The following is a 12,449-nucleotide window of genomic DNA, read 5'->3' on the forward strand; positions in this document are numbered from 1 at the left end:
CCCGGACCGTCAGCGGCTGGTGACGACCACGAACTTCTCGCTCGGCTCGAACACCTCGAACAGCGAGTCGTGACCGGCCGGTACCGCGGCCACATCCCCGGTACGCATTTCGTGCCTGCGGCCGTCGACCGTGATGGCAACCCGTCCACGCGTGATGACGAACGCCTCGTCGTTGACGAAGCGGTAACGGAAGGTCGATGGCTCGCAGGTGATCCGCGCGAGCGTCTGGACCGCGGAACTGACGTCGACCGTGTGCAAGACCTGAACTCGCGCAGCCGGTTCTCCGTCGACGACATCTGCGATCGGGTAGTCGGTCCAGCCGGTCTCGTCGCCGGCCGGCGAGGAGACCACCGCACGCGAATCGGCCGGAATCGCCCGGGCGTTCACCGGTGGGCCGCCGAGGCGCTGGCCGCCAGCTCCGCGCGTTCGGCGGCCGCCAGGTCGCTCAGATCGATGGAACGGACGACCTTGCCGCCGGCACCCCACGAGCCGTCGGGCTGTGTGTGCACCAGGACCCACACCCGGTGGGCGTCCTCGGCACCTAGTCCGGCGGCCTCCAGTACGGCGCGGGTGACCTCGTCGACCAGGCCCTCCGTTCGGCGCGGCGACAGCGCCCCCTCGGGGACTGTGACGTCGATCCGCCATCGCGGCAGTCCATCACCGCTGGCCGCACTGACCGCATCGGCGGGCAGCTCACGCAGGTATCCCCAGGACAACGCGCGGAACTTCGCCGTGTCCGGAGCGCCTTCCCAGCGCAGCAGGATCGCGGCGAGGCGCTTCGGCAGCTCCACCCGCTCTTCGGCCGACAGCACCCCGGACTGCCCCGTGATCTCGATCATCGGCATGGCGCACATCCTCACTATGACGACTGGCATAACACGGGCCACGGTAGGCTATGACGGTCGGCATAATCAAGGGGCGAGCGCCGAACCGGCGAGACCTCGGCTCCATGCGGAAGGTGGCGAAACGTGGACACCCACGAGCGGATGGTGCGCGGCGCCGTCGACCTGCTTCGCCGGCGCGGGTTGAGCGCCACAAGCTTCCGCGATCTCGTGGCGCACACCAGCACGCCGCGCGGCTCGATCTACCACCACTTCCCCCGCGGCAAGGAGCAACTCGTGGAGGAGGCCGTCCACTATGCGGCCCGCCAGGTCTCCGCGACGCTCGAACGGGAGTTCCGTGCCGGCGCGGTCGAGGGGGTGCGAGCTTTCCTCGCCATCTGGCGGTCAGTCGTGGTCGACAGTGACTACCGGGCCGGGTGTCCCGTACTCGCGGTGGCGCTGGAGGAGCATCCCGAGAACGAGGGCATGACCCTGTTGCAGGCGGCCGACTCTGCGCTGGCCGAATGGGCCGCGCTGATTGCCGCCGCGCTCAAGGCCGAGGGGGTATCCCCGGAGCGGGCCGACCGGCTCGGCACCTTCGTCGTTGCCGCCGTCGAGGGCACGGTCGCCATGTGCCGCGCACGCCGCGACGCCGGCCCGCTGGACGATGTTGGTGCCGAGCTCGACGAGCTTCTCGTCGGGGCACTGCGTCAGGCGAGGTCGAAGCGGCCCGGCTGACCGGTGACAGCCGTGCGGCTTCTGCTGCGGAAGCGGGACTTGAACCCCACGCCAGCGACCTCACCACACGGCAAGCCCGCAGGTCATCCCTTGATCAAATGAGTCTGACGCTCAACACGACGGATGCGCACACGGTCATCACAGCCAAGGGCGCCGGCGATCTGAGATCTGGCCGATCTTAGCGAGCGGAGGATCTTTCCCGAGCTGCAGCGCCTTGAGGCCGGTCAATGACTGCCGCTACATGAAGACGAGTTCGTCTGCCGCACCAGCGGCACCCTTGGACCTTTCCCGTTTGCACGACAGTTCGACACCGGATGTTCGCGTCCGCGACGCGCGGGCAGGGTGCCATGGGCCGTGCACCACGCCAACCACTACTACGGTCACTCAAGCGTGCTGGCGCGCTACTGCGGGTTGGACGACGAGGAATCGCCGCGCATCCATGGCTACCTGCAACACGGCTGGAACATCGGAGACGGACTCGCTCCCGACCACGAATACGACCCTGGGACGCCGGCCTTCCTCTGGTCGGATCGGACCCGTCGGCGCGCGTGGTCCCTGGGGCGGCGGCCCGGATACACGGTGGGTGCCCCATGGGCGTACCTGCTGGCGATGCGTCCGGTGACCGAAGAACAACCTCGTGCTGGAACGCTGTGGTACCCGTTCCACGGCTGGGAAGGGCAGCAGGTGGTGGGCGATCACGGTCGCCTGATCGCCCAGATCCGGGAAGTCGAGACCGGCCCGGTGACGGTCTGCCTTTACTGGCAGGAATTCCGGTCTGCCCTGCTGCGGCGCCGCTACGAACGAGCCGGATTCCGGGTGATCTGCCACGGGTACCGCGGCGGCAGGTGGCGTGATCTGGATCCCGGCTTCCTCGACCGGCAACTCACCGAACTGCGCCAGCATCGCCGAGTAGCCGCCAACCGGTTGTGCAGTGCCGTGCTGTACGGGGTGCTGGCCGGCTGTGAACCCGCAGTTTACGGCGACGCGATGCACTTGGACGGCGAGACGTCGGCGTTCGGTGGCCAGGAACGCATCCGGTCGCAGTGGGCGGTGCTGCACGGCGAACATCCCGATCCGCGCGCGAGCCGGCAGGCAGCAGTGGAGGAACTGGGCGCCGACCGGCTGCTGACGCCGGATGAACTGCGCGCGCTGGTCGGCTGGCCGCCGCGGGAGCGGCGATGATCCCCCTGCTCGGCGGCGAGATGTACGAATGGTCCGACCTGGACGGCCGTCGCGCCATGCCGCCGGCGCGGGGCGCGGTGCTGGCACACCTGGTGTCGACCGTCCGCGGTCGGACCCTGGTGGTCGGCCCGCACGACGGCGACCTGCTGGCGACCATCGGCTCCGGGCATCCCGACGGCCGGGACATCGACGTCACCGTTCTGGTCCGCGGCGCCAGCGACGCGCGTGCCTGCGCGTCGCGTACGGGTGTGACCGTGTTGTGCGGCACCCTCGACGCGGTGCCAGCCGCCGGCCACAGGGCGCTCGTCCCGTCGGCGTACGACACTGTGGTCGCACTGGACGGGCTCGAGCGGGTGGGCTCCCCGGAGACCACCGAGCTGTCCTGGGCCGACCGGCTCGCTCGCGTGGTGTCACTGCTGCGCCCAAATGGACGCCTGCTGCTCGGCCTGACGAATGTCTTCGGCCTGCACCAGCTCACCGAGATGCCGACCCCTCCGAGCGACGCCCAGTGGGCAGCCGGGATGGAGCACGACAGGTCCCGGCCGACCGGTCCGGCGACGTTGTACCGGTGCCTGCGCGACGCGGGCCTGTCGGTGGGCCCGCTGTACGCTGCCTATCCCACCGTGCAGGAACCGACCGTGTTGGTGCCTCCGGAGATGCTCGACGATGGTGACTTCGACGGCGTCCTGGCGGCCGCCCTCCGGTCGGCGTGTGCTCCGCGCGGGGCGGTGTTGACCGACCCGCGGCGGCTGGTGGTCGATGCCCTGCATGCGGGGCATGCCACGGCGTTGGCGCCCGCCTGGATCGTCGACGCGCGAAACGGCGACGGGCCGTCCGGATGTGAGAGCGGGCCGCGGGCGTATCTGACCGTCGGCGGCCGGATGCGGGTCGCGCACTGGAGCAGCCCGGGGTGGGTGTGGGCGGACGGAGACCCTGTGCCCTGCGGGCGTACGGTGCTCGACCTGGCCTGCGCGGCGGTAGCCCGGCGCGATCTGCCGGGGCTGCGGGACCTGCTCACCGATTGGCAGGCCGGCCCGGGCGCCGGGGTGCCTGCCGACGAGGTGGTGGTCGACCGTACGCATGTCGCGCTGGGGCCGGTGGGCGAACCGGCCGATGCCCTGCGTGCTCTGGCCGCGCACCTGGTCGTCAGCGGCCACGGCGAGGTGATGCCGCTTTCGCCACGGCTGTTGGCGGCGCTCGCCGGGGTCGAACGGACCGCCGAGGCGCAGGTCGAGCACCCGGGTCAGCCGAGCGCGGAATCCGGCGGGCAGCCGACTGCGGCGGCGGTACGGGAGCTGACGCTCGCGCATGCCCGCCTGGCGAGCGAACTCGCCGAGGTGCGCGGTCAGCATCGGCGACTGGCGCAACTGCTGGCCGCCCGCGACGCGGAGATCGCCCGGGTACGGCGACAGAACATGCTGTTGCGGGCCACGTTGCCGGGCCGGCTGGCCGGTCTGGCGAAGGATGTGCTGCGGGCCGGGCGGCGGGGCGTGCGTGCCGTCGAGCGTCGGGTACGCGCCTGACGACACAGGTCAGCGCACCTCATGACTCAGGTGTCTGCGCCCGGCGACGGAGGTGGCGGTGCCGGAGTGCGCCCGCGGGCGGTCCCGGTCCACCGCGCGGTAGCCCAACGAGGTCGTCGTAGATGTCCTCGAGCAGCCGGGTCTGGGCCCTCACGTCGAACCGGGCCGCAACGTGGTCGCGGCCGGCGCGGCCGAGTCGGCGGCACAGGTCCTCGTCAGCCAGCAGGCGGCGCAGGTTCGCCGCGAGCGCGGGCACATCCCCTTCCGGACCCAGGAGGCCGGTCGTGCCGTCGACTACCGCCTCCCCAATTCCGCTGTGTCTGGTCGAGACAACGGGCAGCCCCAGTGCCGAGGCCTCCACAATCGTCGTGGGCAACCCTTCGGAGTCGCCGTCCGGCGCGGTCTTCGAGGGAGCTGCCAGCAGCCGCGACTGGGCCAGGAGATCCCGCACCTCGGCGGGGGTCCGGACACCGGCGAACGTGACCTCGACGCCGAGTCGCCGCGCGTCGGTTCGGAGCTGCAGTTCGAGCGGCCCACCACCGACGATGAGGACCCGTGGTCGATGCGGACGCAGCGTTGCAAGGGCCGTCAGGAGATCTGTCACGCCCTTCTTCTCGATGAGCCGACCAACGAACGCGACGTCCCACCGTCGGGGCAGACAAGGTACCGCGGCCGGGACCGGCACCCCGGTGTGGTGTACGCGTACCTTCGCCGGGTCGGCGCCCAGCGTGACCGCCCGGTCGCGGATGGCGCCGGAGACCGCCAACACCACGGCGGCCCGGTCGAAGACGACGCGCAGGTTGTGCCGGTACCGGATGCCCCGAATCCCGGCGCTCGCCGGCTGCCGGCTCACATCGTGACCGTGCACCGTCACGACCAGCGGCACCCGCAGGTGGGCCGCTGCCCGGCTGATCAGCCAGCCGTCCCCGCCGAAGTGCGCGTGGACCAGGTCGGGACGGGCCGCGCGGAGCAGCGCCAGCAGACGCGGCGAACGGCCGGTGACGCGCAGCCGCGCGAACGCCACGCTATCGCGGCGGCCGCCCGGATAGGCGACCACATCGGTGTCGCGGGCCAGCGCCGAGCCAACCCGGGTGGCACCCAGGAAACGCGGGCGCCACCGGGCCAACGCATCGGCCTGGTCCCGGACGAACGTCTCCGAAGCTGACAGCAGGGCACTGCGCCAGATGACGACCGTACGCTCAGTCGACATCGGCCATCTCGGGCGCAGCCTTGGTGTGCCCGGCGCGCCGGTCGCGGCGTCCGACGATACGGTCCCGCAGTCCCCGTCGTAGCGCAGGCGGCAGCGCCCAGATCTGCGTGTGGGTGAGGTAGTCCAACGCGGCCGGTCGACCATGTGCACGTGCTTCACGCAGCAGTTCGACGAAGACCCGCGAACTGCGCGTGGACGCCGCCATGGAGCTGAGCACGCTGAGGGTGAACGCCGCGTACGCCCGCGGGGTGAACAACTCCCGACTGCGGCGCAACCATTCCAGCTGTTCGCGCCACGGCATCTCCAGACTGATCCGATGCCGGTCCTCGTCCTGATGCCACACCACCAGCGGCTCGGCGGCGTAGTGCAGCCGGGCGCCGTCGTGGCGTAACGCGCGCAGCGTCCAGTCGAGTTCCTGCTGCCGGCGGAGGCCGACGGTGAACGGAACCTGACGTACCAGGGCAGTGGGCGCCATGATGGTGGACGTCTGCACGAACCCATCACCGTAGAACAGGCCTCGGCGCACCGTGAGGTACTCGCTGACCGGTTCGTCCCCGGGCAGGCGCCGCGGCATGACGACCTCGCCGCGCGGTGTACGACTGATGAGCCGGCACGCGACGACGGGCGTGACCGTCGGCACGGCGTCGGCGACCCGGCGCTGCACCGCGATTTTCGCCGGCATCCATTCGTCGTCGTCGTCCAGGAACGCCGTCCAGCGCCCGCGCGCGGATCTTGCCCCGACGTTGCGGGCGTTCGGAGCGCCACCCCGTTCGGGAAGCTCGATGACGCGCAGCCGGCGGTCGCGAACTGCGGCGAGCGCGTCCCGGGTGGCGCCGTGTATGCCATCGACCACGACGATCACCTCGAGATCGTCGTACGTTTGGGTCAGTGCGCTTTCCACAGCGCGGACCGCAAGGGAAGGACGCTCATGGGTGGGGATGACGACGCTGACGTCCGGCTCGGCGGGCATGTCAAACCTGCTATCGCTCGTAGCTTGTCGGATGTGTTTGCGCACGTGATGATCCGCGACGACGCATCGACAGATGCTAGAGACGTTCGGCAGCGACCCGGTTAACGCCGGTAGGCGTGGATGCATGCATCAAACGACCGTCGCCGATATCGACGGGTCCTGCTGAGGCACGTCAGGCGGGTCATGAAAGATGTCCGCCGAAGCGGGACCCGCCCCGCCGAGCGCGAGCCCGGCCATCTGCACCGCCCTGACACGTTCAGTTTGCGCAGGACCCGTTTACTGTCTTCGTCGCGGTTCCCGTGGTGGGCGTGGTGGCTGCTCAGTTGGGTCGCCGCGCTGCTAGATCTAGTCGGAATCCCTCAGCCGACTCGCCGCCCTTGACCAGGAGCGTTGATCAGCACGCATCGTGACGACGGCAACGCATTCACATTGGCAGATCCGCGTACACGCAGGTCGGCCCAGGGACGAACGGTGCCGCCTCGGTTTCGTGCGAACGACTGGGATGCGGACGCTATCGAATCGGCATGCTGCCGTCCCTGGTGGCGAGGTAGGCACGGATCTGGCCGGACGCCGTTGGATCCGGACCGGCAGCCGGTGGCCGGCACGATCGCGCGCGGCTAATCTGCCGGGAACGCGGGAGGATTCGATGAAGGCTGAAACAACCCGGCTGCGGGCTGACGCCCAGCGCAACCGTGACCACATCGTGTCCGTAGCTCGGGTCGTGTTCGCCGAGATCGGCCCGGGTGTGCCGATGGACGAGATCGCCCGGAGGGCCGGGGTCGGCGTCGGCACGCTCTACCGCCGTTTCCCCGATCGGGGGGCGCTGCTGCGCGCCGTGGCCCTAGAGAGCCTATCGGCCGTCCTGGCCGACGCCCACGCCGCGATCGATGAGGAGCCGGCCGCCTGGGACGCCCTCACGCGGATCGTCCGCCGGGTCGTCGACCTACGGTTCAGCACGCACTTGACCATGATGGACGAGCACACGCGGCAGGCCCTCAAAGAGGCACCCGACTTCCGACACACCCGCGCCGCGGTGCTCGACCTGGTCGGGCACCTGGTCGAGCGGGCCCAGGCCGAGGGCTCGATGCGGTCGGACGTCGGCGCCGGTGACGTGTTCGCGGTGGTGTCGCTCCTGCTCAAACCGCCCCCGAGCCGGTCCGCGGAGATGTCCGACCTGCTGATGCGCCGCTGCTTGACCCTCATCCTGGACGGCCTGCACTCCGGCGGGCAGAGCGTGCTTCCCGGCGAGCCGATCAGCATCACCGACCTCCGCCTGGGTTCCTGAGAGCTCACTGTCAACTCTGGACGATTGTCCGTATTCAGAGCTATTCTCAGCGGAAACGGAGGGTTTTATTCCGCTTAGATGTGACTGCAACCGATGGAGGTTCCTCGGTGACCGCTCCCACCTTGCAGACCACCCGCCGCTGCCCGTACGCACCCCCGGACGAGCACACCCGCATCCGCGACACCGAATCCGGGATCTCCCAGGTCACCCTGCCCAGTGGCCAGGTCGCCTGGGCGCTGAGCCGACTCGAACACATCCGCGCCATGCTCACCGATCCGCGGTTCAGCTCCGACCGCCAGCACCCGAACTTCCCCCGGTTCACCCGCGAGCAACCCGCATTCGACCTCATGCGCCCATCGATCATCCAGCTGGACCCGCCCGAGCACGGTCCCGCCCGCAAGGCCGTGGTCGGCGAGTTCACCGTGCGCCGCATGGCCGGCCTGCGCCCGCGCATCCAGCAGATCGTCGACGAGCACATCGACGCCATGCTTGCCGGGCCGCGCCCCGCCGACCTCGTACGGGCCCTCTCTCTACCGGTGCCATCCCTGGTCATCTGCGAACAGCTCGGCGTGCCCTACCGCGACCACGACTTCTTCCAGAGCCACAGCTCGGCCCTGCTGAACCGCACCGTCACCGCCGAGGAACGACGGCAGGCGGTCACGGAACTGCGCGACTATCTCAAAGAGCTGATCGCCGAGAAGGCCGCCGACCCGGCCGACGACCTGCTGGGCCGTCAGCTCGCCCGGGGCAACGATCCCGAGGACGTCCTGTCGCTGGCCTTCCTGCTGCTGATCGCCGGCCACGAGACCACCGCCAACATGATCTCGCTCGGCGTGGTGACACTGCTGGAACGCCCGGACGAACTGGCGGCGCTGCGCGAGGACCCGGCGCGTACGCTCCCCGCGATCGAGGAGCTGCTGCGGGTCTACACCATCGCCGAGTTCGCCAACTCCCGCGTCGCCGTCGAGGATGTGGAGATCGGCGGCGTAACCATCCGGGCCGGCGACCCCGTCCTGGCACTTAGCAACGCCGCCAACCACGACCCGTCGGCCTTCGACGAGGCGGAAGAGATCAAGCTCGACCGGGGCGCCCGTAACCACGTCGCCTTCGGCTTCGGCATCCACCAGTGCCTCGGCCAGAACCTGGCTCGCATGGAACTGCAAATCGTCTTCGACACCCTCTTCCGCCGCATCCCGACGCTGCGGCTCGCCGCACCCGCCGACACGCTGCCCTACAAAGACGACGCCTTCATCTACGGCATCCACGAGGTACCCGTAACCTGGGAGGACCCGGCATGAGCAAGATCGTGGCGGACCTCGACCGCTGCGTCGGATCGGGCCAATGCGTCCTGACCGACCCCGACGCGTTCGACCAAAGCGATGAGGACGGCACGGCCGTCATCATCCAGGACACCCCGGCGGACGACGAGGCCTTGAAGCGGGCACGGATCGCCGTCGAAATCTGCCCAAGCCGCGCCCTCTCTCTGACGGAGTAGCCGCCCGCGCGGCCACGGTGACCTCGGTCCGCGCCGCGGTCGCGACCACACCCGGTTGAAGTCAGGGAACATCAGTGACGGCCATGGTCGCGGCCTGGAAATGCGATGCGGCCGGGCCGCCCCCGACAAGGAGAGCACGCGGATCGCGGCTATGACAGTGAGATGATCTCACTAGCCTTCAACGCACTGTCATCGGCTGGAAGTGCGCATCGAGCCGTCATCCAGCATCGCGGCGCCCGTCTACAGAGAGTACTGGACGGACATGTTGTGACCTCGAGCGTGCTTCGGCCATGGTCAACAAGTGGCGCTCGTTCTCACGAACATTCGCGCGGTGAGCTTCCCCCCGGGGTGTGGACACCGGGTTATGCCGCGACTTGGAGCAGCGTAGCCGGGTCGAGGGTTTGTTCGTAGTCGGCGGGGCTGCGGTAACCGAGGGCGGAGTGCCGGCGGCGATGGTTGTAGAACGCGATCCAGCGGAACACGTCGCGGCGGGCATCGGCCTCGCAGGCCCAGCGGCGCCTGTCGACGTCGAGTTCGCGTTTGAGCGACGCGAAGAACGCCTCGGCCAGGGCGTTGTCGAACGACGACCCGATCCGGCCCCTCGACCGGCGTACCCCGTAGCGGCGGCAGGCGTCCGCGAAGGCGGTGCTGCCGTATTGGCTGCCGCGGTCGGAGTGGAACACCACGCCGTGGACGCGGTGTCCGCGAGCCGCGACCGCCGCGTGCAAAGCGTCGATGACCAGCTCGGCGCGCATGTGAGAGTTGATGGACCAGCCGAGCAGCCGCCGGGAGTAGATGTCGATGACGGTGGCCAGGTAGATGAATCGATCCCCGACCCGCAGATAGGTAATGTCGCCGCACCACCGCTGATCCGGTGCAGGGGCGGTGAAGTCGCGACCGAGCAGGTCTGGCACCGGCGCCGCGGCCAGGTCCGGGATCGTGGTCCGTTTACGCCGGCGCAGGTGCCGGCCGACCACCGCACGCTGACGCATGATGCGCTCGACCCGTTTGCGGTTGACCCGCAGACCTTGCTCGCGCAGTTCGACGGTGACCCTCGGTGAGCCGTAGGCGCCGCCCGAGGCGGTGTGCACCGTGGTGATCGCGGCGGCCAGCGCGTCCTCGGCGGCGGTCCGCGCGGCCCGGCCGGGTGCGGCGGCGGCCCACCGGTAGAACCCGGAGCGCGACACCGCCAGGACCCGGCACAACCGCTTCACGCCGTGCTCCCCACGGTGGGTGGAGATGAACCGGAAGCGGCTGGTCACCGATCCATCTCCTTCGCGAAAAACGCGGCGGCCTTGCGCAGGATCTCCTTCTCCTGCCGCAACTCGGCCACCTCACGGCGCAGCCGGGCGATCTCAGCGTCCTTGTCCGCCACCGACAACCCGGCACCCGCCGCCGAACCCGCGCCTGGGCCTGAGGTCTGCTGCTCGTGCTTGCGGACCCAGTTGCGCAGCGTCTCGTGACTCAGGCCCAACTCGCGGGCAACCTCGTTGATCGGCCGGCCGGACGAGCGCACCAGCTCTACCGCATCGGCCCGGAACTCTTGCGTGTACTTCGATGGCCTCCCCAACGGGGACACCCCTTTCCTCTGGACTCAACATCCAGTTTCAGGGTGTCCACACCGCCGGGGGAAGCCCACCTATTCCACATCGCTCACCACGGTCGCGTTGCCACTTCCGCAGCGTGTGGCGGTTTGAAGCCTCCCCCGCAGGACGACTCCGAAGGGCCAAATCCTTCATCTCCTGCACAGCACCGCATCAAGTCGCTTCGCCAGCTCCACCTTGCGTTCGTGGCACACCTTGCCGTTTAACCTTCGCCATCCGCCTGGCGTCGCTGCCGGAGCAGCTCACCGCACCACCAGGGCGACTACGGTGATCTGCTGGCGGATATTTGACCGTGAGGAGCCCGGCCGCGCTACCTGCGGCAGGTGTGTGCGCGCAGCAAGCGCCAGGCATGCCGATGAACGACCGGTATGCGATGCTACGTCGATGCCGTGGACAGCCGCAGTGCCGCCCCGTCCTGCGTCACGACCTGTTGCCCTGGCTGCCCTGAACCGATCACACCGCGCGGTACTCGGCAACCTTGGACAGCTGTACCGGCACGACCTGTCGGAGACCTACGGCCATCTGCCCAACGACGACGGCACGTTCAACGACCGGCAGACGGACCGGTTCGTCGCCGGTGTCGATCCGAAGCACCACACCTGGCTCATCACCGTGGCCGGCAGGACCGCCGGATTCGTCATGACGCTCCCCGCCGAGAACGGCGGCACGCTCCTCGGTCCGTTCTTCGTCGTTCGCGCACTGCGTCGGACGGGTGTCGGCCGCGAGGCCGCGGCACAAGTTATCGCAATGTTCCCGGGCCGGTGGAGCATCCCCTTCCAGCGGTACAACCCCGGCGTCGAACGGTTCTGGTGCCGCGTGGCGACCGACGTGGCCGGGGACCAGTGGGACATGCACGACGGTCCCGTACCGGAGAACCGGCCACCCGACACGTGGATCACCTTTACCACGGCGCCCGATTCCGCCCCGACCGATCCACTTGTCCAGCCTGGACACCCCGTCTCGCCGGGCGCAGACGAGCACTGACGGCTGCGGGTTAACACCGGAGTGTTAACCCGCCGTGAGCTGCGATGACTGCCACGATCACGGGGTGACTGATCCAGCGAACCCACAGGGCTACGTCGGCGGTTGGGTACTGTACGTGACCCGGTGCGGGCATCCCCTCGCGTACGCCTATACCGAGTCCGGGTGCCGGTTCTTCTGGCACGACTTCGATCACGGGTCGAGGAGCGGGCCCTCGGTCGACACCGAACGGCACAGCGCGACCCGCCTGGCGACCCAGGCCGATCTCGACGTACTGCGCCGCGGCGACTCCTGCGAGCTGTGCAGCGTGGACACCGCGCCCCGTCCCACCGAGGCCGGCGAAGGCGAGGCTCCCTCACGGTCATCCGTCCCGGTGTGACGGGCCGGTGTGACGCTGCCGCCAGGCGCGGGTGCGCCACGCGCCGGAGCAGTAGATCGCGTCGCGTGTCGGCGTAGTCGCCTTCGGAGTGGTGAATCTCGCATGTGACAGGAGATGGCGTATGCCCGAATTCGTGTCCGCTCTGGTCCGTGCAGGCCTTCATCGTCCCGAACGGGCCTTGGTCAGACCTTTCACGCTTTGTAGATGATGTTGCTACAGATAATGCGGGGACCGAGCTGTGGTCCGGGCATTGCCCGCGAC

The 12,449-nt window shown here is 69.3% G+C and carries 13 protein-coding genes; 8 read left to right on the forward strand and 5 right to left on the reverse strand.

Annotated features, from left to right (window positions below; all coding sequences use genetic code 11):
* Positions 1-9: 9 nt before the first annotated feature.
* Together ACMCNK_RS08980 and ACMCNK_RS08985 are read right to left on the reverse strand one after the other, a co-directional pair.
* Positions 10-387: a cupin domain-containing protein gene (locus ACMCNK_RS08980; RefSeq protein ID WP_412735937.1), complete on the reverse strand. Its 378-nt coding sequence runs from the start codon at positions 385-387 to the stop codon at positions 10-12.
* Positions 384-845, reverse strand: coding sequence for a tautomerase family protein (locus ACMCNK_RS08985; RefSeq protein WP_412735938.1), 462 nt, complete (start codon positions 843-845; stop codon positions 384-386). The genes ACMCNK_RS08980 and ACMCNK_RS08985 overlap by 4 nt, the downstream gene beginning before the upstream one ends.
* Before the next feature lie 123 nt (positions 846-968).
* On the opposite strand from ACMCNK_RS08985, the gene ACMCNK_RS08990 reads away from it, so the two are divergent.
* The 3 genes from ACMCNK_RS08990 to ACMCNK_RS09000 all read left to right on the forward strand — a co-directional run bounded on the left by ACMCNK_RS08990 (position 969) and on the right by ACMCNK_RS09000 (position 4,264).
* Positions 969-1,559, forward strand: a complete 591-nt coding sequence (locus tag ACMCNK_RS08990; RefSeq protein ID WP_412735939.1) for a TetR/AcrR family transcriptional regulator — start codon at positions 969-971, stop codon at positions 1,557-1,559.
* Positions 1,560-1,913: 354 nt separating this feature from the next.
* The gene (locus ACMCNK_RS08995) at positions 1,914-2,741 is read left to right on the forward strand and encodes a hypothetical protein (protein WP_412735940.1); all 828 of its coding nucleotides are present in this window, start codon (positions 1,914-1,916) and stop codon (positions 2,739-2,741) included.
* The gene (locus ACMCNK_RS09000; protein ID WP_412735941.1) at positions 2,738-4,264 is read left to right on the forward strand and encodes a hypothetical protein; all 1,527 of its coding nucleotides are present in this window, start codon (positions 2,738-2,740) and stop codon (positions 4,262-4,264) included. The genes ACMCNK_RS08995 and ACMCNK_RS09000 overlap by 4 nt, the downstream gene beginning before the upstream one ends.
* A 19-nt stretch (positions 4,265-4,283) precedes the next feature.
* On the opposite strand, the gene ACMCNK_RS09005 is transcribed toward ACMCNK_RS09000, so the two are convergent.
* Together ACMCNK_RS09005 and ACMCNK_RS09010 are read right to left on the reverse strand one after the other, a co-directional pair.
* Positions 4,284-5,474, reverse strand: a complete 1,191-nt coding sequence (locus ACMCNK_RS09005) for a glycosyltransferase (RefSeq protein ID WP_412735942.1) — start codon at positions 5,472-5,474, stop codon at positions 4,284-4,286.
* The gene (locus ACMCNK_RS09010) at positions 5,464-6,444 is read right to left on the reverse strand and encodes a glycosyltransferase family 2 protein (protein ID WP_412735943.1); all 981 of its coding nucleotides are present in this window, start codon (positions 6,442-6,444) and stop codon (positions 5,464-5,466) included. Before ACMCNK_RS09010 ends, ACMCNK_RS09005 begins: the two co-directional genes overlap by 11 nt.
* A gap of 646 nt (positions 6,445-7,090) precedes the next feature.
* On the opposite strand from ACMCNK_RS09010, the gene ACMCNK_RS09015 reads away from it, so the two are divergent.
* The 3 genes from ACMCNK_RS09015 to ACMCNK_RS09025 all read left to right on the forward strand — a co-directional run bounded on the left by ACMCNK_RS09015 (position 7,091) and on the right by ACMCNK_RS09025 (position 9,224).
* On the forward strand, positions 7,091-7,729 hold the full coding sequence (locus tag ACMCNK_RS09015; protein WP_412735944.1) for a TetR/AcrR family transcriptional regulator: 639 nt from the start codon (positions 7,091-7,093) through the stop codon (positions 7,727-7,729).
* Between the two features lie 107 nt (positions 7,730-7,836).
* Positions 7,837-9,027: a cytochrome P450 gene (locus ACMCNK_RS09020; RefSeq protein ID WP_412735945.1), complete on the forward strand. Its 1,191-nt coding sequence runs from the start codon at positions 7,837-7,839 to the stop codon at positions 9,025-9,027.
* Complete coding sequence (locus tag ACMCNK_RS09025) at positions 9,024-9,224, forward strand: ferredoxin (RefSeq protein WP_412735946.1); 201 nt, start codon at positions 9,024-9,026, stop codon at positions 9,222-9,224. Before ACMCNK_RS09020 ends, ACMCNK_RS09025 begins: the two co-directional genes overlap by 4 nt.
* 362 nt (positions 9,225-9,586) lie before the next feature.
* Here the strand turns inward: ACMCNK_RS09025 and ACMCNK_RS09030 are convergent.
* Positions 9,587-10,794, reverse strand: a protein-coding gene (locus tag ACMCNK_RS09030; protein WP_412735947.1) for an IS3 family transposase whose coding sequence is annotated in 2 segments (ribosomal slippage) — positions 9,587-10,501 and positions 10,504-10,794 — 1,206 coding nt in all. Because the reading frame shifts where the segments join, the coding sequence is not laid out codon by codon here.
* Between the two features lie 301 nt (positions 10,795-11,095).
* Between ACMCNK_RS09030 and ACMCNK_RS09035 the strand changes: the two genes are divergently transcribed.
* Together ACMCNK_RS09035 and ACMCNK_RS09040 are read left to right on the forward strand one after the other, a co-directional pair.
* On the forward strand, positions 11,096-11,812 hold the full coding sequence (locus tag ACMCNK_RS09035; protein WP_412735948.1) for a hypothetical protein: 717 nt from the start codon (positions 11,096-11,098) through the stop codon (positions 11,810-11,812).
* A 64-nt stretch (positions 11,813-11,876) separates the two neighbouring features.
* Positions 11,877-12,188 (forward strand): hypothetical protein, encoded by a 312-nt coding sequence (locus ACMCNK_RS09040; RefSeq protein WP_412735949.1) that lies wholly within the window; start codon positions 11,877-11,879, stop codon positions 12,186-12,188.
* The last annotated feature ends 261 nt before the right edge of the window (positions 12,189-12,449 follow it).

Origin of the sequence: Krasilnikovia sp. MM14-A1259 (genome assembly GCF_047159535.1) — a bacterium.
In the GTDB taxonomy this organism is placed as follows: Bacteria; Actinomycetota; Actinomycetes; order Mycobacteriales; family Micromonosporaceae; genus Actinoplanes.